General features: G+C 70.7%; 26 protein-coding genes. 23 read left to right on the top strand and 3 right to left on the bottom strand.

The window, feature by feature from the left end; translation table 11 throughout:
• The first annotated feature begins 1 nt into the window (after position 1).
• From lysA to EUA94_RS00885, 22 genes are all read left to right on the top strand, one after another.
• On the top strand, positions 2-1,408 hold the full coding sequence (gene lysA, locus EUA94_RS00990) for a diaminopimelate decarboxylase (RefSeq protein ID WP_129423796.1): 1,407 nt from the start codon (positions 2-4) through the stop codon (positions 1,406-1,408).
• The gene (locus tag EUA94_RS00985; protein WP_129423794.1) at positions 1,405-2,712 is read left to right on the top strand and encodes a homoserine dehydrogenase; all 1,308 of its coding nucleotides are present in this window, start codon (positions 1,405-1,407) and stop codon (positions 2,710-2,712) included. The genes lysA and EUA94_RS00985 overlap by 4 nt, the downstream gene beginning before the upstream one ends.
• Complete coding sequence (gene thrC / locus EUA94_RS00980) at positions 2,709-3,776, top strand: threonine synthase (protein ID WP_129423792.1); 1,068 nt, start codon at positions 2,709-2,711, stop codon at positions 3,774-3,776. The genes EUA94_RS00985 and thrC overlap by 4 nt, the downstream gene beginning before the upstream one ends.
• A 2-nt stretch (positions 3,777-3,778) precedes the next feature.
• Positions 3,779-4,690: a homoserine kinase gene (gene thrB / locus EUA94_RS00975; RefSeq protein ID WP_129423790.1), complete on the top strand. Its 912-nt coding sequence runs from the start codon at positions 3,779-3,781 to the stop codon at positions 4,688-4,690.
• A 119-nt stretch (positions 4,691-4,809) separates the two neighbouring features.
• On the top strand, positions 4,810-6,579 hold the full coding sequence (rho, locus tag EUA94_RS00970) for a transcription termination factor Rho (protein ID WP_242494607.1): 1,770 nt from the start codon (positions 4,810-4,812) through the stop codon (positions 6,577-6,579).
• A 129-nt stretch (positions 6,580-6,708) separates the two neighbouring features.
• Complete coding sequence (gene rpmE, locus EUA94_RS00965; RefSeq protein ID WP_129423788.1) at positions 6,709-6,942, top strand: 50S ribosomal protein L31; 234 nt, start codon at positions 6,709-6,711, stop codon at positions 6,940-6,942.
• Positions 6,943-7,030: 88 nt separating this feature from the next.
• Positions 7,031-8,104, top strand: coding sequence for a peptide chain release factor 1 (prfA, locus tag EUA94_RS00960; protein ID WP_129423786.1), 1,074 nt, complete (start codon positions 7,031-7,033; stop codon positions 8,102-8,104).
• Positions 8,105-8,947 carry a peptide chain release factor N(5)-glutamine methyltransferase gene (gene prmC / locus EUA94_RS00955; protein WP_129423784.1) on the top strand — a complete coding sequence of 281 codons (843 nt, stop codon included), beginning with the start codon at positions 8,105-8,107 and terminating at the stop codon, positions 8,945-8,947. It abuts the gene before it with no gap.
• Positions 8,944-9,609, top strand: a complete 666-nt coding sequence (locus EUA94_RS00950) for an L-threonylcarbamoyladenylate synthase (RefSeq protein ID WP_129423782.1) — start codon at positions 8,944-8,946, stop codon at positions 9,607-9,609. Before prmC ends, EUA94_RS00950 begins: the two co-directional genes overlap by 4 nt.
• A gap of 2 nt (positions 9,610-9,611) precedes the next feature.
• Positions 9,612-10,847 (top strand): MraY family glycosyltransferase, encoded by a 1,236-nt coding sequence (locus tag EUA94_RS00945; protein ID WP_129423780.1) that lies wholly within the window; start codon positions 9,612-9,614, stop codon positions 10,845-10,847.
• Between the two features lie 73 nt (positions 10,848-10,920).
• A complete protein-coding gene (locus tag EUA94_RS00940) occupies positions 10,921-11,388 on the top strand; it encodes a hypothetical protein (RefSeq protein ID WP_129423778.1) in 468 nt (155 codons plus the stop codon).
• A gap of 29 nt (positions 11,389-11,417) precedes the next feature.
• Positions 11,418-11,666: an AtpZ/AtpI family protein gene (locus tag EUA94_RS00935; RefSeq protein WP_129423776.1), complete on the top strand. Its 249-nt coding sequence runs from the start codon at positions 11,418-11,420 to the stop codon at positions 11,664-11,666.
• A gap of 4 nt (positions 11,667-11,670) precedes the next feature.
• A complete protein-coding gene (atpB, locus tag EUA94_RS00930) occupies positions 11,671-12,471 on the top strand; it encodes a F0F1 ATP synthase subunit A (protein WP_129423774.1) in 801 nt (266 codons plus the stop codon).
• 106 nt (positions 12,472-12,577) lie between these two features.
• Positions 12,578-12,766 carry an ATP synthase F0 subunit C gene (gene atpE / locus EUA94_RS00925; protein ID WP_207208869.1) on the top strand — a complete coding sequence of 63 codons (189 nt, stop codon included), beginning with the start codon at positions 12,578-12,580 and terminating at the stop codon, positions 12,764-12,766.
• Between the two features lie 29 nt (positions 12,767-12,795).
• Positions 12,796-13,377, top strand: a complete 582-nt coding sequence (locus tag EUA94_RS00920; RefSeq protein WP_129423770.1) for a F0F1 ATP synthase subunit B — start codon at positions 12,796-12,798, stop codon at positions 13,375-13,377.
• A complete protein-coding gene (locus tag EUA94_RS00915; protein ID WP_129423768.1) occupies positions 13,377-14,171 on the top strand; it encodes a F0F1 ATP synthase subunit delta in 795 nt (264 codons plus the stop codon). Before EUA94_RS00920 ends, EUA94_RS00915 begins: the two co-directional genes overlap by 1 nt.
• Positions 14,172-14,234: 63 nt before the next feature.
• Positions 14,235-15,878 carry a F0F1 ATP synthase subunit alpha gene (gene atpA / locus EUA94_RS00910; RefSeq protein ID WP_129423766.1) on the top strand — a complete coding sequence of 548 codons (1,644 nt, stop codon included), beginning with the start codon at positions 14,235-14,237 and terminating at the stop codon, positions 15,876-15,878.
• A gap of 3 nt (positions 15,879-15,881) precedes the next feature.
• Entirely contained in the window at positions 15,882-16,802 is a 921-nt protein-coding gene (locus tag EUA94_RS00905; RefSeq protein WP_129423764.1) for a F0F1 ATP synthase subunit gamma, read from the top strand.
• A gap of 3 nt (positions 16,803-16,805) precedes the next feature.
• Positions 16,806-18,263 carry a F0F1 ATP synthase subunit beta gene (gene atpD / locus EUA94_RS00900; protein ID WP_129423762.1) on the top strand — a complete coding sequence of 486 codons (1,458 nt, stop codon included), beginning with the start codon at positions 16,806-16,808 and terminating at the stop codon, positions 18,261-18,263.
• Entirely contained in the window at positions 18,263-18,667 is a 405-nt protein-coding gene (locus EUA94_RS00895) for a F0F1 ATP synthase subunit epsilon (RefSeq protein WP_129423760.1), read from the top strand. Before atpD ends, EUA94_RS00895 begins: the two co-directional genes overlap by 1 nt.
• Before the next feature lie 86 nt (positions 18,668-18,753).
• Entirely contained in the window at positions 18,754-19,197 is a 444-nt protein-coding gene (locus tag EUA94_RS00890) for a DUF2550 domain-containing protein (protein ID WP_129423758.1), read from the top strand.
• A gap of 5 nt (positions 19,198-19,202) precedes the next feature.
• Entirely contained in the window at positions 19,203-20,372 is a 1,170-nt protein-coding gene (locus EUA94_RS00885) for an MFS transporter (protein ID WP_129423756.1), read from the top strand.
• Here the strand turns inward: EUA94_RS00885 and EUA94_RS00880 are convergent.
• The 3 genes from EUA94_RS00880 to EUA94_RS00875 all read right to left on the bottom strand — a co-directional run bounded on the left by EUA94_RS00880 (position 20,369) and on the right by EUA94_RS00875 (position 22,367).
• Positions 20,369-21,175 (bottom strand): ArsR/SmtB family transcription factor, encoded by an 807-nt coding sequence (locus EUA94_RS00880; RefSeq protein ID WP_129423754.1) that lies wholly within the window; start codon positions 21,173-21,175, stop codon positions 20,369-20,371. The genes EUA94_RS00885 and EUA94_RS00880 overlap by 4 nt on opposite strands.
• A 327-nt stretch (positions 21,176-21,502) precedes the next feature.
• Positions 21,503-21,655, bottom strand: coding sequence for a hypothetical protein (locus EUA94_RS21990; RefSeq protein ID WP_165356753.1), 153 nt, complete (start codon positions 21,653-21,655; stop codon positions 21,503-21,505).
• 136 nt (positions 21,656-21,791) lie between these two features.
• Complete coding sequence (locus tag EUA94_RS00875; protein WP_129423752.1) at positions 21,792-22,367, bottom strand: cob(I)yrinic acid a,c-diamide adenosyltransferase; 576 nt, start codon at positions 22,365-22,367, stop codon at positions 21,792-21,794.
• A gap of 141 nt (positions 22,368-22,508) precedes the next feature.
• Between EUA94_RS00875 and EUA94_RS00870 the strand changes: the two genes are divergently transcribed.
• Positions 22,509-22,817 (top strand): STAS domain-containing protein, encoded by a 309-nt coding sequence (locus tag EUA94_RS00870; RefSeq protein ID WP_129423750.1) that lies wholly within the window; start codon positions 22,509-22,511, stop codon positions 22,815-22,817.
• Positions 22,818-22,837: the final 20 nt, after the last annotated feature.

Here is a 22,837-nt window from a genome sequence, read left to right as displayed (position 1 = left end):
CGTGCCGACCGCCCACCCCTCCGGCTGGGCGCACGCCGACGGGGCCCTGCGGGGTCCGCACTGGCTCCGTGAGCCGGCCGACCCCAACGCGCTCGTCGAGCACCTGTGGTCGCGTACGGCCGCCAAGACCGACGGCGTGCTGAGCGTCGGGGGAGTGCCGCTGCCCGAGCTGGTCCGCGAGCACGGCTCCCCGGCTTACGTCCTCGACGAGGACGACTTCCGTGCCCGCGCCCGCGCCTTCCGCGACGCCTTCGCCGGCTACGACGTGTTCTACGCCGGCAAGGCGTTCCTCTGCACGACCGTCGCGCGCTGGCTGGCCGAGGACGGGCTCTCGCTCGACGTCTGCTCAGGCGGCGAGCTCGCGGTCGCCGAGCGCGCCGGCTTCCCGATGGACCGGATCGGCTTCCACGGCAACAACAAGACGCTCGGCGAGCTCGAGCGGGCGGTGGAGCTCGGCGTCGGTCGCGTCATCGTCGACTCCTTCGCCGAGATCGAGCGGCTCGCGGCCGTCACCACCGAGCTCGGTGGAACTACGGGCGTGCTCGTCCGCGTCACCGCCGGCGTCGAGGCGCACACCCACGAGTACATCGCCACCGCCCACGAGGACCAGAAGTTCGGCTTCTCGATCGCGGGCGGCGACGCGCTCGAGGCCGTGCGCCGCGTGCTCGGCTCACCGGGGCTGCGGCTGCTCGGGCTGCACTCCCACATCGGCAGCCAGATCTTCGACACGTCCGGCTTCGAGGTCGCGGCCCGCCGAGTGCTCGCGCTGCACGCCCGCGTCGGTGCCGAGCTGGGCGTGGAGATGCCCGAGATGGACCTCGGCGGCGGCTTCGGCATCGCGTACACGACCCAGGACGACCCGTCCGAGCCCGAGCAGCTGGCGCAGGGGATGTCCGAGATCGTCGAGCACGAGTGCCGCGCGCTCGGCATTGCGCAGCCGCGACTGTCCATCGAGCCGGGCCGCGCGATCGTCGGACCGTCGATGTGCACCGTCTACGAGGTCGGCACGGTCAAGGAGGTCTCCCTCGACGGTGGCGCCCGCCGCTCCTACGTCTCGGTCGACGGCGGGATGAGCGACAACATCCGCACCGCCCTCTACGACGCCGACTACTCCGCGACCCTGGCCTCCCGCTCGTCCGGGGCACCGGCCGCGCTCGCCCGCGTCGTCGGCAAGCACTGCGAGGCCGGCGACATCGTCGTCAAGGACGAGTTCCTGCCCGGCGACGTACGTCCCGGCGACCTCGTCGCGGTGCCCGGCACGGGCGCCTACTGCAGATCCATGGCCTCCAACTACAACCACGCGCTGCGTCCTCCGGTGATCGGAGTTCGGGACGGGAAGACTTTCACCGTGCTGCGACGAGAGACTGAGGCCGACCTGTTGGCGACCGATGTGGGTGTTTCTTCATGAGCGAGCGAACTCTCAAGGTGGCCGTGCTCGGCTGCGGGGCGGTCGGGTCCCAGGTGGTCCGCCTGCTGACCGAGCAGAGCGACGACCTCGCCGCGCGGGTCGGCGCCCGGGTCGAGCTGGTGGGAGTCGGCGTACGCCGCCTCGACGCGCCCCGCGACATCGACCTGCCCGACGGCCTGCTGACCACCGACGTGGCCGGGCTGGTGGCCCGGGCCGACGTCGACGTCGTGGTCGAGGTGATCGGTGGCATCGAGCCTGCGCGGTCACTGATCCTCTCGGCGCTCGACAACGGCGCGAGCGTCGTGACGGCCAACAAGGCGCTGCTGGCAGAGGACGGGCCGACGCTCTTCGAGGCGGCCGCCAAGGCGGAGCGCGACCTCTACTACGAGGCGGCCGTCGCCGGTGCGATCCCGATCGTCCGCCCGCTGCGCGAGTCGCTGGCCGGCGACAAGGTCACCCGGGTGCTCGGCATCGTCAACGGCACCACCAACTTCATCCTCGACAAGATGGACACCGTCGGCAGCGGCTTCTCCGAGGCGCTCGAGGAGGCCCAGGAGCTCGGCTACGCCGAGGCCGACCCGACCGCCGACGTCGAGGGCTTCGACGCCGCGGCCAAGGCCGCGATCCTCGCCAGCCTGGCCTTCCACTCCCGCGTGACCGCCTCCGACGTCTACCGCGAGGGCATCTCCGAGGTCACCGCCGCCGACGTCGCCAGCGCCCGCGACATGGGTGCGGTGGTCAAGCTGCTGGCGATCTGCGAGCTGCGCCCGGGCCCCGACGGCCAGGACCAGGTCGCCGTACGCGTGCATCCCGCGATGATCCCGCGCTCCCACCCGCTGGCCAGCGTGCGCGAGGCCTACAACGCGGTCTTCGTCGAGTCGGAGGCCGCCGGCCAGCTGATGTTCTACGGCCCCGGCGCCGGTGGCGCCCCCACGGCCAGTGCCGTCCTGGGCGACCTGGTGACCGTGGGCCGCAACCGGCTCGCCGGCACCCGCGGCGCGGGCGAGTCGGCGTACGCCGACCGGGCGGTGCAGCCGATGGGGGAGACCCGCACCCGCTACCACGTCGCCATCGACGTCGACGACCGCGCCGGTGTGCTGGCGGCGGTCGCCAACGCCTTCGCCGACCACGACGTGTCGATCCAGACCGTGCGGCAGGAGGGCCGCGGCGCCGACGCCCAGCTCGTCGTCGTCTCGCACGCGGCGCCCGACGCGGCGCTGAGCGCGACCGTGGAGCAGCTCCGGAGCATGGACATCGTCCGTGAGGTCACCTCGGTGATGCGTGTGGAGGGCGGGGACGAATGACGCACGGTCAGTGGTTGGGCGTCATCGAGGAGTACCGCGACCTGCTCGACCTGCCCGAAGGGCTGGAGGCGGTGACGCTGCGCGAGGGCGGCACGCCGCTGGTCCACTCCGAGTGGCTCTCCGGACTCACCGGTGCCGAGGTGTGGCTCAAGGTCGAGGCCAACAACCCCACCGGCTCCTTCAAGGACCGCGGCATGACGGCGGCCATCTCGGTCGCGAAGCACGAGGGCGCCGAAGCGGTCGTCTGCGCGTCGACCGGCAACACGTCGGCCTCGATGGCGGCCTACGCCGCCAAGGCCGGGCTCAAGCCGCTGGTCCTCATCCCGGAGGGCAAGATCGCCGCCGGCAAGATGGCCCAGGCCGTCGTCCACGGTGCCCAGATCATCATGGTCCGAGGCAACTTCGACCACTGCCTCGACATCGCCCGCGGCCTGGCCCGCGACTACTCCGTCGCGCTGGTCAACTCGGTCAACCCGGTCCGGCTCCAGGGCCAGAAGACCGCGTCCTTCGAGATCGTCGACTTCCTCGGTGACGCTCCCGACTACCACCTCCTCCCGGTCGGCAACGCCGGCAACATCTCGGCGTACTGGCTCGGCTACCAGCAGTACGCCGAGCTCGGCCGCGCCACGCACCTGCCGGTGATGCGCGGCTTCCAGGCCGAGGGCGCGGCACCACTGGTGACCGGCGAGCCGTTCCCCGACCCCGAGACCAAGGCGACCGCGATCCGCGTCGGCAACCCGGCGTCGTGGCACCTCGCCGAGATGGCGGCCAAGGAGTCCGAGGGCCGCTTCGCCGCGGTCAGCGACGCGCAGATCCTCGCCGCTCAGGCCGAGCTGGCCCGGCGCGACGGCGTCTTCGTCGAGCCCGCGTCCGCGGCCGGCATCGCCGGGATGCTGGCCGAGCTCGCCGCTGGCGACAGCTATCGCGACAAGACCGTCGTGGTCACGGTGACCGGCCACGGGCTCAAGGACACTGCGACCGCCCTCGAGAGCCACGCCGGCTTCGTCGACACGGTCGTCGATGCCGATGTCCACGCCGCCGCCGCGGCCGCCGGTCTCGCCTGAGCATGACGACCTTCGTCGAGGGGCCGGTCCGCGTCACCGTCCCGGCGACCTCGGCCAACCTCGGTCCCGGCTTCGACTCGCTCGGCCTCGCGCTGTCGCTGCGCGACGAGCTCGAGGCGGAGGTGCTGCCCGAGGGTCTCGTGGTCGAGGTCGAAGGAGCCGGCGCCGACACGGCTGGGGGTGGCGTGCCCCGCGACGAGACACACCTCGTCGTACGCGCCATGCGGGCCGCCTTCGACCTGATGGGGGAGCAGCCGCCCGGGCTCCGCCTGTCGTGCCGCAACCTGATCCCGCACGCCCGCGGCCTCGGCTCGTCGTCCGCCGCGATCGTCGCCGGCGTCGTGCTCGCCCGCGGTCTCGTCGCCGGCGGCCAGCTGCTGGCCTCCGACGACGCGCTCTTCGACCTCGCCGCAGACCTCGAGGGCCACCCCGACAACGTGGCGCCTGCGTTCTTCGGCGGGTTCGTGATCTCCGGGCGCGAGGACGACCGCTGGTACGCCGTGCGCGCCGGTGTCGACCCGCGGATCACCGCGGTCGTGTTCGTGCCGCCGACCGGCGTCGAGACCAAGGTCGCCCGCGGCCTGCTCCCCGAGGTCGTGCCGCACGCCGACGCGGCCGCCAACTCCGGTCGTGCCGCTCTGCTCGTCGCCGCGCTCACCGGCCAGCCCGAGCACCTGCTCGCCGCCACGCGCGACTGGCTGCACCAGGAGCAGCGCGAGCCCGCCATGCCCGACACGCTCGCCCTCGTACGCCGCCTGCGCGCCGACGGCGTGCCGGCCGTGGTCTCGGGTGCCGGCCCCACCGTCCTGGCCTTCGGCACGGCCGACACGTCCGACCTCATCGGCCGCTGTCCCGACGGCTGGGCGTGCCACGACCTGGCGATCGAGCCGGACGGCGCCGTCCTGCTAACCTGACGGCGCGCCGTTCGGCGTACCCGCCCGTCCCGGTCCATCTGGCCGCGTGCACGGGCGACCACCATCCGCCTCGCGGGCTCCTCCGGCCGCGTCGGCGACGCAACGTGCGAAGGACCCACGTGACCGAAACCCCCTCTGTCGAGACCGCTGCGGCGAAGAAGCCTGCCAAGAAGGCTGGCGGCCTCAACTCGATGCTGCTGGCGGACCTGAAGTCGATGGCCACGGGCATCGGCATCGCCGGCGCCGGCTCGATGAAGAAGGCCGAGCTCGTCGAGGCGATCAAGTCCGCCGGGACGCCCAAGGCCGAAGCCCCGAAGGCAGAAGCCCCGAAGGCCGAAGCCCCGCGGGCCGAAGCCCCGCGGGCCGAGGCGCCGCGCGTCGAGCCGCAGGCCGACGAGCCCGCTCCCCAGACGACCGTGCGGACCCGCACCCGCAAGCAGCGCCAGGCCGAGCAGGCCGAGGCCCAGGTCGAGAAGCACGTCGAGAAGCAGGTCGAGCAGAAGCAGGACCAGAAGCAGCCCGAGCAGAATCAGCAGGACCAGGGCAAGCAGAACGACCAGAAGCAGGGCCAGAAGCAGGGCCAGGCGAAGAACCCCCAGAACCAGCAGAACCAGCCGAACCAGAAGCAGCAGGACCAGCGCCAGCAGGAGCAGAAGCAGCAGGACCAGCGCCAGCAGGAGCAGCGGCAGCAGGACCAGCTCGACGACGACGAGGACGGCGAGGGTGGCAGCCGCCGCAACCGCCGCCGTCGCGGTCGCGACCGCACGGCGGTGCGCACCACGGGCGCCCGAAACGAGCCTGACACCACGATCCTCGAGGACGACGTGCTGGTGCCGGCCGCCGGCATCCTCGACGTCCTGGACAACTGTGCGTTCGTCCGGACCTCGGGCTACCTGCCGGGGCCCGAGGACGTGTACCTCTCGCTGTCGATGGTCCGGAAGTACCACCTGCGTCGCGGTGACGCGGTCGTCGGGCAGGTCCGGCAGCCGCGCGAGGGCGAGCGTCGGGAGAAGTTCAACCCGATGGTCCGCATCGACAGCATCAACGGCACGGAGGCCGAGGGCGCCAAGGAGCGCCCCGACTTCGCGGACTCGGTGCCGGTCCACCCGCACCAGCGGCTGCGCCTGGCGACCGACGAGGCCAACCTGATCGGCCGGGTCGTCGACATCGCCGCTCCCGTCGGCAAGGGCCAGCGCGGGCTCGTGCTGACGCCGCCGCGTACGGGCACCACGACGCTCCTGCGGTCGATCGCCCAGTCGGTGACCACCAACAACCCCGAGTGCCACGTGATGGTGGTGCTGGTCGACACCCGCCCCGAGGAGGTCACCGACTTCCAGCGCTCGGTCAAGGGCGAGGTCGTCGCCTCGACCTTCGACCGGCAGCCGGCCGACCACACCCTGGTCGCGGAGCTCGCCATCGAGCGCGCCAAGCGGCTGGTGGAGCTGGGCCACGACGTCGTCGTGCTGCTCGACTCGCTGACCCGCCTCGGCCGCGCGTACAACCTCGCCGCGCCTGCCAACGGCCGGGTCCTGGGTGGGCTCGTGGACGCCTCCGCGGTGCACCCGACCAAGGAGTTCTTCGGCGCCGCTCGCAAGATCGAGGACGCCGGGTCGCTCACCATCCTGGCGACGGTCTCGGTCGGCACCGGCTCGGCCACTGACGAGTTCTTCCTCGAGGAGCTCGCCGGCACCGCCAACCTCGAGCTGGTGCTCAGCGCCGAGCGCGCGGCCAAGGGCATCGTGCCCGCGGTCGACGTGGCGTCGTCGGGCACCCGCAACGAGGAGAAGCTGCTCGCGCCCGCCGAGGGAGCGGTCGTCGGTGACCTGCGCAAGCGGCTCGCCGCGGCCGACAGCCCGCAGGCGGTCGCCAAGGTGTTCGGCTCCCGCTGAGCCGGGTCGGCGTCGGGGGGAATGGCCGGATTGGCGCCGGCGTTGAGAGCGGTGGCACACTTGTGCGTCGGTTCCGGTTCACGTCAGTTGCGATCCACGCGGACGACCCGGAACACCTGAGAGGACACCATGAAGAAGGACACTCACCCCGACTACGTCGAGACCGCCGTCACCTGCACGTGCGGTGCGTCGTTCACCACCCGTAGCACCGCGACCTCCGGCTCGATCCACGCCGACGTCTGCTCGCAGTGCCACCCGTTCTACACCGGCAAGCAGAAGATCCTCGACACCGGTGGCCGCGTCGCCCGCTTCGAGGCGCGCTACGCCAAGAAGGCCCCGGCCGAGAAGGCCGAGAGCAAGTAGTCCACGTCAGGCGCCGGTCGCCCGCTCCGTGCGGGTGGCCGGCGCCTTGTCGTCTGTCCAACCGCTGGGGGAATCGAGAGGGAGTCGGATGTTCGAGGCCGTCGAAGGCATGCGCCAGGAGCACGCCGAGATCGAGCAGCGACTGGCGCTCCCCGAGACGCACGCCGACCAGCGCCTGGCCAAGGAGCTCAACCAGCGCTACGCCGAGCTGACCGCCGTCGTCACGACCTGGCAGGACTGGCTCCAGCTCGGCGACGACATCGAGGCGGCCCGTGAGCTCGCGTCGGAGGACGCTGCCTTCGCGCAGGAGGCCGACGAGCTCGCCGTACGCCGCGAGGTGGCCAGCGAGCGGCTCCGCCGGCTCCTGGTGCCGCGCGACGCCGCGGACGGCAAGGACGCGCTCCTGGAGATCAAGTCGGGCGAGGGCGGCGAGGAGTCGGCCCTGTTCGCCGGCGACCTGCTCCGGATGTACGCCCGCTTCGCCGAGACCCGCGGGTGGACCGTGGAGATCCTCGACGCGACCGAGTCCGACCTGGGCGGCTACAAGTCCGTGACGGCGGCCGTCAAGGCGCGGGGCACCGTCGAGCCCGGCCAGGCGCCGTACGCCCTCCTGAAGTTCGAGGGTGGCGTGCACCGCGTCCAGCGGGTGCCCGTCACCGAGTCGCAGGGCCGCGTGCACACCTCCGCGGCCGGGGTCCTCGTCTCGCCCGAGGCCGAGCCGGTCGACGTGACCATCGACGACAACGACCTGCGCATCGACGTCTACCGCTCCAGCGGGCCCGGCGGGCAGAGCGTCAACACCACCGACTCGGCGGTGAGGATCACCCACGTGCCGACCGGGATCGTGGCGAGCTGCCAGAACGAGAAGAGTCAGCTGCAGAACAAGGAGTCGGCGATGCGGATCCTGCGCTCGCGGCTGCTCCAGGCCGCGCAGGACGCCGCCGACGCCGAGGCGAGCGACGCCCGGCGCTCGCAGGTGCGCACGGTCGACCGCTCCGAGCGGATCCGCACCTACAACTTCCCCGAGAACCGGATCTCCGACCACCGGACGGGCTACAAGTCCTACAACCTCGACCAGGTGCTCGACGGCGACCTCCAGCCGGTGCTCGACTCGTGCGTCGAGACCGACATGGCGGCCCGCCTCGCGGCACTGGAGTCCTGAGTGCGGTCCAGCGCGGCACGCCGCGAGGCAGCCGCCCGCCTCCGCGACGCCGGCGTCGCCTCGCCCGAGCGCGACGCCGACCTCCTGCTCGCACACGTCCTCGACGTCGGGCTGGGCCGGCTGCCGCTCGTCGATGACCTCGAGCCCGCGCAGCACGAGACGTACGCCGCCCTCGTGGCGCGCCGCGCCGCGCGTGAGCCGCTCCAGCACCTGACCGGCAGCGCCGCCTTCCGCCACGTCGAGCTGGCCGTCGGTCCCGGGGTCTTCGTGCCCCGTCCCGAGACCGAGCTGCTGGCCGGCTGGGCCATCGACGCCGCCCTCGCGCTGGGCCGCCCGGCCGTCGTCGTCGACCTCTGCACCGGCTCGGGCGCGATCGCCCGGGCGATCGCCGACGAGGTCCCCGGCGCCGACGTCCACGCCGTCGAGCTCGACGAGGGCGCCCTCGCCTGGGCGGAGCGCAACCTCGCCGGCACCGGCGTGGACCTGCGCCACGGCGACCTGGCCACCGCCTTCGACGACCTGGTCGGCACCGTCGACGTCGTCGTGTGCAACCCGCCCTACATCCCGCTCGAGGCCTGGGAGTCCGTGGCCGCAGAGGCCCGCGACCACGACCCGCACCTCGCCCTCTTCTCCGGCCAGGACGGCCTCGACGCCATCCGCGTGCTCGAGCAGCGCGCCGCCCTGCTGCTGCGCCCCGGGGGAGTGGTCGGCGCCGAGCACGCGGACGTGCAGGGGGAGTCCGCGCCCGAGGTCTTCGCGGCCACCGGGCGGTGGCGCGACGTGGCCGACCACCGCGACCTCGCGGGTCGGGCACGCTACGTGACCGCACGACTGGCACGATGAGCGACGTGGACAGGTTTACGACCTCGACCGAGGACGAGCGCGAGGCAGCGGTGACCGCTGCCGCCGGCGCCGTACGACGCGGCGACCTGGTCGTCATCCCGACCGACACCGTCTACGGGATCGCCGCCGACGCCTTCTCCGCCGACGCCGTCCGCGGCCTGCTGGAGGCCAAGGGCCGCGGCCGCGCCATGCCGCCGCCGGTGCTGATCTCGTCCGCCACCACGCTCGACGCGCTCACCGAGGGCGTCCCCACGTGGGCCCGCACCCTCGTCGAGGAGTTCTGGCCGGGTCCGCTGACCCTCGTCTGCCACCAGCAGGCCTCGCTCGTGTGGGACCTGGGGGAGACACGCGGCACCGTCGCGGTCCGGATGCCCGACGACGAGGTGGCGCTGGCCGTGCTCGAGCGCACCGGCCCGCTCGCCGTGTCCTCGGCCAACCTCACCGGTCGCCCGGCCGCCACCGACGCCGACGCGGCCGAGGAGATGCTCGGCGACGTCGTGGCGGTCATCGTCGACGCCGGCACCTCGCCGGGCGGCGAGGCCTCCACGATCATCGACGTCACCGTCCCCGAGGGACGTGTCCTGCGGCTCGGCGCCCTCTCGCTCGACCGCCTCAACGCGGCGATCGAGGAGCATGGCGTCGTGCTGACGGACGAGGGCTGACGGTGCGGGAGTACCTCCTCGTCTTCCTGGTCGCCCTGTCGGTGACCTACCTCCTCACGGTCGTCGCCCGCGAGATCGCCCTGCGCACCGGAGCCGTGGCGGCGGTGCGCGACCGCGACGTCCACGCCGAGCCGATCCCGTACCTCGGTGGGCTGGCGATGCTCGGCGGCCTCATCGCGGCGTACCTCGTCGCCCAGCAGCTGCCCTTCCTCTCCGGCAGCGACGAGTTCGTCTTCGACGACGCCGGCGTGGTGCTCCTCGCCGGAGCGCTCGTGTGCGCCGTCGGGGTGATCGACGACATCTTCGAGCTCGACGCCCTCACCAAGCTCGGCGGCCAGGTGCTGGCCGCCGGCCTGCTGGTCTCCCAGGGCGTGCGGTTCTACTACTTCCCCGGCACCGACGGCACCTACTACTCCCTCGGCGACGCCCAGGGCGCGATCCTGACCCTGGTGCTGGTCATCGGCACGATGAACGCGGTCAACTTCGTCGACGGCCTCGACGGGCTCGCGGCGGGCGTGGTCGGCATCGGGGCCGCTGCCTTCTTCGTCTACTGCTACCAGCTGTCGGCCGACAACAAGCTGACCCTGGCCACCACCGGCGCCCTGCTGAGCGTGGCCCTGGCCGGCGCGTGCACCGGGTTCCTCCCGCACAACTTCCATCCCGCTCGTCTCTTCATGGGCGACTCCGGGTCGATGCTGATCGGCCTGGTGCTCTCCGCGAGCGCGCTCACGCTCACCGGCCAGTTCTTCGGGATGCCGACCTCGGCGGGCAACAGCTTCTTCGTCACCGTTCTGCCGGTGCTGCTGCCCATCTCGCTGCTGATGGTGCCGATCGTCGACCTCGTGCTGGCGGTCGTACGACGAACACGCGCGGGTCGCTCACCGATGAGTGCCGACAAGCAGCACCTCCACCACCGGCTCCTCGAGATCGGCCACTCCCAGCGCCGCGCCGTCATCATCATGTGGCTCTGGGCGTTCACCATCGCGGCCGGCGCCGTGATCGTGAGCCTGTTCGACGACGCGTGGGTCTGGTGGAGCCTGGGCTCGATGCTCGCGCTCACCATCGCGCTGACCTTCGTGCTGCCGCGCGTCCAGCGGCCGCGCAAGACCGGGCTGGGGGACACCGGGCTCCGCGAGAACGCCGCGATCGAGGGACGCACCGACGAGGCCGACGAACCGCTCCTCGAACCCGTGGACGAGCCCGTCGACCGGTCGGTCCAGGGGTATCCCGGCACCTGAGTGGAGGCCTCCGAGGACTTTGTGATAGTTTTCACGAGCAGTCACCCAGACCTCTGAGAGACAGGCCGCCGCCATGACGACCGAGTCGAAGACAGGCCCCCGCAACGGGTTGTCGCCGCTCCTCGGTGCCGTGGTCTCGGGTGCGGTGATGGTGGTCCTCCTGATCGTCGTCGCCACCCTGGTGAGCGGTCGTCCCGGCGTCGTCGGCGTCGCGGTCGGGGGAGTGCTGACGCTGGCCGTGTTCGCCCTCGGCGTCGCCGTGGTCGGCTTCGTGGCCCGGCTCCTGCCGGGTGCCTCGCTGCTCGTGGCGTTGATGACGTACGTGCTCCAGCTCCTGGTCCTGGCGCTCGTCGTCGCGGCCATCGACGGTGCCGACCTGAGCGCCGGGACGCTGTCCCGCGGCTGGTTCGCCGCGGCCGTCATCGCGGTCACGCTGACCTGGGTCGTGGGTCAGATGGTCGCCGCCACCCGTCAGCGGATCCCGGTCTACGACACGTCCGTCGCCGTCGAGACGGTCGATCACCCCGGGGGTGAGCGATGACCGATTCCGCTGCTAGTGTGCGGGGCGCGATGGCTCGACAGCTTCCCCCGACGGCCTCACCCGACGACACCCCCAAGGGCGACCCCTGGCACGCCTTCGGCTACGTCGTCTCCGGTGTTGCTTTCTACGGGCTGGCGGGCTGGGCTCTCGATCGCTGGCTCGGAACGACCTTCCTCGTGGCGATCGGCATCCTCATCGGTGCGGGGTTCGGGATCTACATGACGTGGGCCCGGTTCAACAAGGCAAGCGCAAGTCAAGACAAGCCAGTAGGAGACTGACTCGATGTTCGGCATCACGATGGCTGAGTCCGGCGGCGGCGAGTTCCTCGCCCCCGGCCCCAACAGCTTCGACTTCAGTGAGGTCCCGCTGTTCCACCTCGGTGGTCTCGCGGTCACCAAGCCCATGGTCCAGCTGCTGCTCGGTGCGCTCGTCGTCTTCGTGTTCTTCTACGCCGCCGCCCGCCGCGCCACCCTGGTGCCCGGTCGCCTCCAGTTCGCCGGCGAGGCCGCCTACGGCATGGTCCGCAACTCGATCGGCCGCGACATCATCGGCAGCAAGGACTTCGCCCGGTTCGTCCCCTACCTGGTGACGATCTTCTTCTTCCTGCTGGTCAACAACGCCTTCGCCTCGATCCCGGCGATCCAGTTCCCGACCTTCTCGCGGGCCTCGATGGCCTACGCGCTCGCCGGTCTGAGCTGGGTCATCTACAACGGGGTGGGCATCCACAAGCACGGCCTGCTGGGCTACCTCAAGCTGCAGAGCGTGCCGTCCGGCGTGAGCCCGGCGATGTACCCGCTGCTGGTGCCGCTGGAGTTCTTCTCCAACATCCTCGTCCGCCCCGCCACGCTGGCGCTGCGACTCTTCGCCAACATGTTCGCCGGCCACCTGCTGCTGATCCTGTTCTCGACCGGCGGCCTCTTCCTGCTCGAGTACGGCGGCGTCGGCTACGTCGCCGGTCCGCTGGCCTGGGTGCTGGCGATCGCGATCTCGTTCCTCGAGCTCCTGGTGCAGTTCCTCCAGGCCTACGTCTTCACCCTGCTCAACGCGATGTACATCTCCGGTGCACTCGCCGACGAGCACTGATCCACCCGTACGACCTGCTCGACCCCTTGTCTGCACCACCAACACCTGAAGTAGTACCGAACGAAAGGAACTCACCGTGAACGGTGAACTCAACGGCTCGCTCAACATGATCGGCTACGGCCTGGCGGCCATCGGCCCCGGTATCGGTATCGGCCTGATCTTCGCGGCCTACATCTCCGGTGTCGCCCGTCAGCCGGAGGCCCAGGGCCGCCTGCAGTCGATCGCCATCCTGGGCTTCGCGCTCGCCGAGGCGCTCGCGATCATCGGTATCGCCCTCGCGTTCGTCCTCAACTGACGCTGGCCCTCCAGACCTAGGACTCCTTCATGCAGAATCTGATCTTCCTCGCGGAAGGAACCGAGCCCACCGAGGGCGGTCACGCCCCGGAGAACCCGCTCGGCTTCGTGCCCGTCGAGTTCGCCCTGTCGCTCGTCACCTTCGGCATCCTGCTGTTCCTCATCTGGAAGTTCGTGGCTCCTCGCTTCGAGCAGACCTTCGCCGAGCGCACGCAGGCGATCGAGGGTGGCATCGCCGCGGCCGAGACCAAGCAGGCCGAGGCCGACGCCAAGCTCGCCGAACTCGAGAAGCAGCTCGGCGACGCCCGGCACGAGGCCGCGCGCATCCGCGAGGAGGCGCGTGAGCAGGGAGCCCAGATCGTGGCGGAGATGCGGGAGACGGCCCAGGCCGAGTCCGCCCGCATCGTCGAGCACGGCAAGGCCCAGATCGAGGCCGAGCGCCAGCAGGCGGTCACCTCGCTCCGTGCCGAGGTCGGCGCCCTGGCAACCGGCCTGGCCGGTCGCATCGTCGGGGAGAGCCTGGAGGACGAGGCCCGTCAGAGCCGCGTCGTCGAGCGCTTCCTCGCCGACCTGGAGGCCTCCAACAGCACCACGTCGGGGAGCGTCAACTGATGATGCGAGGTGCGTCCGCAGACGCCTACGCCGCGGCCGCCGCAGTGCTTCCGGGCACCGGCGACCTGGGCCGGGTGGGCCAGGACCTGTTCGGGACCGCGGACCTGCTCCGCTCCGAGCCGGGCCTGCGCCGCGTCGCCACCGACGTGTCGCTGCGCGGCGAGGCCAAGGCCGACCTGCTCCGCGGAGTGCTGGCCGACAAGGTCTCCCCGGAGGCCCTCGAGGTCATCGCGACGGCAGTGACGCAGCGGTGGACCTCGGGTCGCGACCTGAGCGACGCCCTCGAGCAGCTCGGCGTCGTGGCCACGGTGCGCTCCACCGGCGGTGACGCCGGTCGCCTCGAGGACGAGGTCTTCGCGGTGGGCCGGCTCGTGCAGGCCAACCCGGAGCTGCGCGACGCGCTCTCCGACCCGGCACGGAGCCGCTCCGACAAGGCAGACCTGGTCGAGGGCCTGCTGGGCGACAAGGTGCTTCCCGCCACGGTGGCGCTCGTGCAGCAGTCGCTGTCCGGCAGCCACCGCACGGTGGCGGTGGCCCTCGGCGCGTACCAGAAGATCGCGGCCGAGGTCCGCGGTGAGGGAGTGGCGACCGTTCGCGTCGCCCGTCCCCTCGCCGACGACGATCGGCAGCGGCTGGCCGGTGCGCTGGCGCGCACCTACGGTCGAGACGTGCACCTCAACGTGATCGTCGACCCCGACGTCCTCGGCGGCATCCGCGTCGAGATCGGTGACGACGTCATCGACGGGACGGTCTCCAGCCGCCTCGACGACGCCGGTCGCCGGCTCGCCGGCTGACGCCACCACTGAACATCCCAGAACTTTTCGAGCAGCAGCAGACCCAGAGAACAGGTGAATGAAATGACGGAGCTGTCCATCCGTCCGGACGAGATCCGGGACGCGCTTCAGCGCTTCGTGTCGGACTACAAGCCCGACTCGGCGGCCAAGGAAGAGGTCGGCACGGTCGCGGAGGCTGCCGACGGCATCGCCCGCGTCAGCGGCCTGCCCTCGGTCATGGCCAACGAGCTGCTCGAGTTCGAGGACGGCACGCTCGGCATCGCGCTGAACCTCGACACCCGCGAGGTCGGCGTCGTGGTCCTGGGTGACTTCGACAAGATCGAGGAGGGCCAGGTCGTCCGTCGTACGGGCGAGATCCTCTCGGTCCCCGTCGGCGACGGCTACCTCGGCCGCGTGGTCGACCCGCTCGGCACCGCGATCGACGGCCTCGGCGAGATCACCCCGCTCGAGGGTCGCCGCGCGCTCGAGATCCAGGCGCCCGGCGTGATGGTGCGCAAGTCGGTCCACGAGCCGCTCGCCACCGGCATCAAGGCGATCGACGCCCTGACGCCCATCGGCCGCGGCCAGCGCCAGCTCATCATCGGCGACCGCTCGACCGGCAAGACCACGATCGCGATCGACACGATCATCAACCAGAAGGCCAACTGGGAGTCCGGCGACCCGGACAAGCAGGTCCGCTGCATCTACGTCGCGATCGGCCAGAAGGGCTCGACCATCGCCGCCGTGCGCGGTGCCCTCGAGGAGGCCGGCGCTCTCGAGTACACGACCATCGTGGCCTCCCCGGCGTCCGACTCCGCGGGCTTCAAGTACCTCGCCCCCTACACCGGCTCGGCCATCGGCCAGCACTGGATGTACGACGGCAAGCACGTCCTCATCGTGTTCGACGACCTCACCAAGCAGGCCGAGGCCTACCGCGCCGTGTCGCTGCTGCTGCGTCGCCCGCCGGGCCGCGAGGCCTACCCCGGTGACGTGTTCTACCTGCACAGCCGGCTCCTCGAGCGTTGCGCCAAGCTCTCCGACGAGATGGGCAAGGGCTCGATGACGGGCCTGCCGATCATCGAGACCAAGGCCAACGACGTCTCGGCGTTCATCCCGACCAACGTCATCTCGATCACGGACGGCCAGATCTTCCTGCAGTCCGACCTGTTCGCGGCCAACCAGCGCCCCGCCATCGACGTGGGTGTCTCGGTCTCGCGCGTGGGTGGCTCGGCGATGACGAAGGCCATGAAGACCGTCACCGGCTCGCTCAAGGTCGACCTGGCGCAGTTCCGCGCGATGGAGGCGTTCGCGATGTTCGCCTCCGACCTCGACGCGGCGTCGCGCCAGCAGCTGGACCGCGGCCAGCGCCTGATGGCGCTGCTCAAGCAGCCGCAGTACTCGCCGTATCCGGTCGAGGAGATGACCGTCTCGCTGTGGACCGGCACGTCGGGTCGCCTGGACAAGGTGCCCACCGACGACGTGCTCCGCTTCGAGAACGAGTTCCTCGACTACCTCCGACGCAGCCACGAGGGCATCCTCGCGGGCATCCGGGAGACCTCGAAGTTCGAGGACTCCACCGAGGACCAGCTCGCGCTTGCCTACGACTCCTTCCTCGATCAGTTCGAGACCTCCGACGGCCAGAGCATCAAGGCCGGCAAGGAAGAGCACGTCGCCCTCGAGGACGAGGACGTCGAGCAGGAGCAGATCGTCAAGCAGAAGCGGGGCTGAGGCATGGCTCTCTCGGTACGCGAGTACCGCGCGCGGATCAAGTCGACGGAGTCGATGAAGAAGATCACGCGTGCCATGGAGCTCATCGCCGCGTCCCGCATCATCAAGGCGCAGCAGCGGGCCCAGGCCGCAGCGCCGTACGCCCGCGAGCTCACCCGCGCGGTGTCGGCCGTGGCGACGTTCTCCAACGTCGACCACGCCCTCACCGTCGAGCCGGAGAACCCCAGGAAGGCGGCGGTCCTGATCGTCACCTCCGACCGCGGTCTGGCCGGCGCCTACTCCTCGAGCGTGCTCAAGGAGGCCGAGCGTCTCGTCGAGAAGCTCAAGGGCGAGGGCAAGGACGTCGACCTCTACACGTCGGGTCGCAAGGGCGAGGCGTACTTCAAGTTCCGCCAGCGTCGCGTGGTGCAGGCATGGACGGGCTTCTCCGACCAGCCGACCTACGACGTCGCGGCGGAGATCGGCGCCACGCTCATCGCGACCTTCCTCGCCGAGGAGGGTGACGACGAGGTGGCAGCGGTCGACGAGGTGCACGTGGTCTACACGCGCTTCCGGTCGATGCTCCTCCAGGAGCCCACCGCCGTACGCCTCCTTCCGCTGGAGGTCGTCGAGGGCACCGAGCCGCCCGAGGAGGGCGACCTGCTGCCGCTCTACGAGTTCGAGCCCTCGCCCAGCGACGTGCTCGACTCGTTGCTGCCGCGCTACGTCCAGAGCCGGATCTTCTTCGCCCTCCTCCAGGCTGCCGCCTCGGAGCTGGCTGCGCGCCAGAAGGCGATGAAGGCCGCGACGGACAACGCCGACGAGCTCATCAAGAAGTACAAGCGCATCGCCAACCAGGCTCGCCAGGCTGGCATCACACAGGAAATCAGCGAGATCGTCGGTGGCGTCAACGCGCTGGCCGACGCACAAGCCGGGAGTGAATGAGATATGACTGCCACCATCAACGAGTCCGCAGAGACGAAGTCTGCAGGCGGAGTGGGCCGCATCGCCCGCGTCATCGGCCCGGTCGTGGACATCGAGTTCCCGTCCGACTCGATGCCCCCGATCTACAACGCGCTGACGTGCGAGTTCGAGCTGAGCGGCGAGACCAAGTCGATCATCCTCGAGGTCGCCCAGCACATCGGTGACGGCATGGTCCGCGCCATCTCCATGAAGCCGACCGACGGCCTGGTCCGCGGCAGCCAGGTCACCGACACCGGTGCGTCGATCACCGTCCCCGTCGGTGACATCACGCTCGGCAAGGTGTTCAACACCACCGGCGACGTGCTCAACCTCGAGGAGGGCGAGACCTTCGAGCCCACCGAGCGCTGGGGCATCCACCGCAAGGCGCCCGCGTTCGACCAGCTGGAGTCGAAGACCCAGATGTTCGAGACCGGCATCAAGGTCATCGACCTGCTCACCCCCTACGTCCAGGGCGGCAAGATCGGCCTGTTCGGCGGTGCCGGCGTGGGCAAGACCGTGCTCATCCAGGAGATGATCGCGCGCGTCGCCAAGGACCACGGTGGTGTGTCGGTGTTCGCCGGTGTCGGCGAGCGCACCCGTGAGGGCAACGACCTCATCGTCGAGATGGAGGAGGCCGGCGTCCTCGGCCAGACCGCCCTCGTGTTCGGCCAGATGGACGAGCCGCCGGGCACGCGCCTGCGCGTCGCCCTGTCGGCCCTGACGATGGCGGAGTACTTCCGCGACGTGCAGAAGCAGGACGTGCTGCTCTTCATCGACAACATCTTCCGCTTCACCCAGGCCGGCTCCGAGGTCTCCACGCTGCTCGGCCGCATGCCGTCCGCCGTGGGCTACCAGCCCAACCTGGCCGACGAGATGGGTCAGCTGCAGGAGCGCATCACCTCGACGCGTGGTCACTCGATCACGTCGCTCCAGGCGATCTACGTCCCCGCCGACGACTACACCGACCCGGCCCCGGCCACGACGTTCGCGCACCTGGACGCCACGACCGAGCTGTCGCGCGAGATCGCCTCGCTCGGCATCTACCCGGCCGTGGACCCGCTGACGTCGACGTCGCGCATCCTCGACCCGCAGTACATCGGCGAGGACCACTACCGCTGCGCGGTGCGGGTCAAGCAGATCCTGCAGCGCAACAAGGAGCTCCAGGACATCATCGCGATCCTCGGTGTCGACGAGCTCTCCGAGGAGGACCGGGTCATCGTGTCGCGGGCGCGCCGCATCCAGCGCTTCCTGTCGCAGAACACCTACGTCGCCAAGCAGTTCACCGGCATCGAGGGTTCGACCGTGCCGGTGGCCGACACCATCGAGGCGTTCAACAAGATCGCCGACGGCGAGTACGACCACGTGGCCGAGCAGGCCTTCTTCATGTGCGGCGGTCTGGACGACGTCGAGCAGAAGTGGGCCGAGATCCAGAAGAGCCTCTGATGGCAGAGTCCACCGACAAGGTCCTCCAGGTCGAGCTGGTCGCTGCCGACCGGCTCGTCTGGTCGGGCCAGGCCACCATGGTCATCGCCCGCACCACCGAGGGCGACGTCGGCATCCTGCCCAACCACGCACCGCTGCTCTCCTCGATCATCGAGGGCGTCGTGGACGTGCAGACGGTGGATGGTGAGACCTGGATCGCTGCCGTCGATGCCGGCTTCCTGTCGGTCGCCGACAACCGCGTCTCGATCCTGTCCGAGCGGGCCGAGATGTCGCACGAGATCGACCTGGAGAAGGCACGCCAGGACCTCGAGCGGGCCAAGACCTCGGGCGAGAACGACGACGCTGCCGAGGAAGCCGTACGCCGGGCCGAGGCACGCATCCGTGCCGCGGAGCGGGCGTCCTGACTGACGTCTCCAGCAGACCGCTAGGGTGAGCGCACGAACCTCCGGGTTCGTGCGCTCATCTGTTCGTGGGGTCGTTGGGAGGGTGCATGCCGGCCTGGGAATGGGCACTCGACATCGTCGGGCTCTTCCTGCTCCTTGCGCTGCTCTACGGCATCTCGCTCATCTTCCGGCGGCGCTTCCTGGCCCGCCACGGCGGCACCTTCGAGCTGAGCTATCGCGTGCGCTCCGACAGCCCAGGCCGCGGCTGGCTGCTCGGCATCGGGCGCTACTCCGGCCAGTCCCTGGAGTGGTTCCGGATCTTCTCGCTGTCGCCGCGACCCAAGCGGGTCTGGGCGCGCGAGCTCCTCGACTACGCCGGTCGCCGGGCCCCTGCCGGGACCGAGGAGGTGTCGCTCTACGACGGACACGTCGTGGTGTCGTGCCACTACGGCGGTGAGCCCCTCGAGATCGCGATGAGCGAGGCCTCGCTGACCGGGTTCCAGTCCTGGCTGGAGTCGGGCCCGCCCGGCACGGACTGGAACAGGCGTTGACGCGCGTGCCGGAGCTGACCTCTGCCCGCAACGCCGTCGGGCTGACCTTCTTCCTCAACGGGCTCGTCTTCGCCAGCTGGGTCTCGCGCATCCCCGAGGTGCGCTCGAGCTTCGACCTGACCAACGGCCAGCTCGGCCTGGTCCTGCTCGCCATCGCCGTCGGCTCGGTCGTCGCACTGCCGACGACCGGTGCCGTGATCAACGCCCTCGGCACGGTGCGCGTCGTACGTCTGGGGGCGACCGCCGCCACCGCGGGCATGCTGGCCGCCGCGTTCGGCCTGGGCCACGTGCTCCCGCTGACGGTCGCCGGGCTCGTCGTCTACGGCCTCGGCATCGGGGTGTGGGACGTTGCGATGAACGTCGAGGGAGCCGAGGTCGAGCGGGGACTGGGTCGCACGATCATGCCGCGGTTCCACGCCGGATTCAGCGGCGGTACGGTCGTCGGCGCGCTTGCCGGTGCCCTGCTGGTCGAGCTGTCCGTGCCGGCCGCCGCCCACCTCGGGGCGGTGGTGCTGCTCGCGCTGGTGCTGGTGTGGCGTACGTCCCCGGCGTTCCTGCCCGTCGTCGAGACCCACGAGGAGCAGCGGATCTCTGCCGCCCGGGCCTGGCTGGAGCCGCGGACGCTGCTCATCGGCGTGATGGTGCTGGCGCTCGCGATGACCGAGGGCACGGCCAACGACTGGCTCGCCGTCGCGCTCGTCGACGGCCACGACGTCTCCCACGCGGTGGGGGTCGCCGGCTTCGCGGTCTTCGTCCTGGCCATGACCGCCGGCCGCTTCGCCGGCACCGGCCTCATCGACCGCTTCGGCCGGGTGACCGTCCTGTGGGGGACCATGGTGCTCGCCGGTGCCGGCGTGCTGCTCATCGTCTTCGCCGAGGCCCCCGCGCTGGTCGTCACCGGCATCCTGCTCTGGGGCGTCGGCGCCTCCCTGGGCTTCCCCGTGGGCATGAGCGCCGCGGCCGACGACCCGGTCCGGGCCGCGTCGCGGGTGAGCGTGGTCTCGACGATCGGCTACGCGGCGTTCCTCGCCGGACCGCCGTTCCTCGGCTTCGTCGGCGACGAGGTCGGCACGCTCAAGGCGCTGCTGGTCGTCGCCGTGCTGCTCATGCCGGCCGCGCTGGTCGTGCCCGCGGCCCGCGAGACAACTCGCGCGTCCGGCGCCCAGGGATCCTAGGAGTAGAGCAGCGAACCGGGGGTGTCGAGGCTCTCGCCGGTCTCCAGCAATGTCTTGAGCCCGGACAGGATCATCGGCCAGCCGCCGTAGAGCTCTGGGTTGGCCCGGTCGGGCAACCCGTCGTGGATGACCGTGAGTCGGCACGAGCTGCCCACCGGCACGATCTGCCAGGTGACGCGGGTGGTGCCGTGCGCCTTGACCTCGTCGCTCCAGAGGGCATCGAAGCTCTGCACGAGCAGGCGCGGCGGATCGACCTCGAGGTTGGTGCCGGACGAGATGTCGATCGCACCGGGGATGCCGGCGGTGTAGTCGGAGCCCGGGGTCCAGTCGCTCGACGTCTGCACGCCGAAGCTGTAGATCGCGCGCTGCGCGGGATCGGTGATGGCCTCCCACAGGCGCTCGGGCGTGGTCTTGATGTAGACCTCGAACACCGCCGTCCCCTCGGCGACGGGCGCGGTGCCCTGCTCCCACGAGACTGTCTTCACTGCGGTCATGTCCTCATCCTCCAGATAGCGCTTGAGGCCGCTGAGCGTGGCTGCCCAGGGCTCGGCGTACTTGCTCACCCACCGGTCGTGGACGAGCCGGATCGGGACGGGGTTGAGGAAGTGCAGCTTCTCGCGGCCCTGCTTGCGCGTGGTCACGACGCCGGCCTCCTCGAGCACCTTCAGGTGCTTCATCACACCGAAGCGGGTCATCTCCAGACGCCCCTCCAGCGCAGTCAGGGTCTGGCCGTCGTCTGCGAAGAGCGCGTCCAGCAGCGCCCGACGGGTCGGGTCTGCCAGTGCCTTGAACACCTCGTCCATGCGTCGACCATAGGTGACTAAATGGTCACATGTCAACGAGTAGCGTCGACCTGTGTCCCCGCTGCGCCGCGCCGTCCTGTTCGCACTTCCCGGGCTCACGCTCGCTGTCGCGGGCCTGTTCCACCCCCACTCGCTGAGCCACGACTCGGCACCGCGGTGGACGCTGCTGCACGTCGCCGGGCTGTTCGTCTTTCCACTCGTCGCGCTCGCGCTCGTGGCGCTCGTCGGCGGCCGGCGCGATGTCGTGGCCGGGCTGGTGGCGCTGACGGCGTACGTCTACGCGACGGCGTACTCGGCACTGGACGTGATCAGCGGCATCGGCGCCGGCTACGTCACCTGGCGGTTGGGGGAGGGGGCCGCACGGCCCGACGAGGTGCGCCACCTCTTCGCCATCGGCGGGAGGATCGGGGACGTGGGGTCCCTGGCGTTGATCGTCTGCGCCGTGGTCGTCGCGGCCGATGCGGTGCGTCGACTGGGCATGGTCGCGATCCCCGGGCTCGCGCTGGCCCCCGGAGCGCTGCTCGTGCACGTCGGCCACATCTTCGCCCCCACGGGAGTGGCCGGGATGACGCTCATCGGCCTGGCCACGGGCTACCTCGCGTGGCTGGGGCAACCCCTAGCCCCGCTCGCCGCCCGGCACCCACAACACGTCGCCGTTCTCGCGGTTCGCGTAGCGGGCCAGGATGAAGAGCAGGTCCGAGAGCCGGTTGAGGTAGGTGATGGCGAGCGGGTTCATCGTGTCCTCGTGCTCGGCCCAGGCGGCCCAGCCGGCGCGCTCAGCACGGCGTACGACGGTGCGCGCGACGTGCAGGTGGGCGGCGCCCAGGGTGCCGCCGTTGAGGATGAAGGACCGCAGCGCGGGCAGCTCCTCGTTGTAGTGGTCGCACCACGCCTCGAGCCGGTCGACGTAGTCCTGCTCGATCCGCAGCGGTGGGTACTCCGGGTCCGCGACCACCGGGGTGCAGAAGTCGGCGCCCACGTCGAACAGGTCGTTCTGCACGTGGGTGAGCACGGAGACGACATCGTCGGCCAGGTCGACGTGCGCCAGGGCGACCCCGATCTGCGCGTTGCCCTCGTCGACGCAGGCGTACGCCTCGAGCCGCAGGTCGGTCTTCGAGGTCTCGCTCATGTCGCCGAGCCGGGTGCGCCCGGCGTCGCCGGTGCGGGTGTAGATGCGCGTCAGGTTGACCATGCGGCAAATCCTAGTGGGCGCCTATCGGCGTCGACTCGCCGACGAGATCAGGCATGGATGCAACCTGAGGGGGTACAACGACGTCATAGGAGTGACACAGGTCACGCAAGCGGCGTCGGGGGACGTCGGGAGGAGCACCCGATGGACATCATCTCGGACGGACCGACGCTGGTCCTGCACGGCGACTTCGACGTACGCAGCACGTGGCAGGTGCGCGCGGCGATCTACGAACGCCTCGACTCCTACGACGACGACGTCGTCCTCGACATGACCGACGTCGCCACGATCGACGCCACCGCCCTGCGCCTCCTAGCGGTCGCCACCCGGCACGCCTGGCTCACCGGGCACCACCTCACGGTCCGCAACCCCGGCCCCGCTGTACGCCGGATGGCGCACCTCACCCACCTGGCCCATGCCATCGAGGTCGAGCGGGTCGCGGCGACCGCCTGACCCGCTGAGGTTGTTGTCAC

This window comes from Nocardioides zhouii, assembly GCF_004137345.1.
Taxonomy (GTDB): Bacteria; Actinomycetota; Actinomycetes; order Propionibacteriales; family Nocardioidaceae; genus Nocardioides; species Nocardioides zhouii.
The sequence above is the reverse complement of the archived record's forward strand: the minus strand, read 5'-3'. Positions and strand labels throughout refer to the sequence as shown.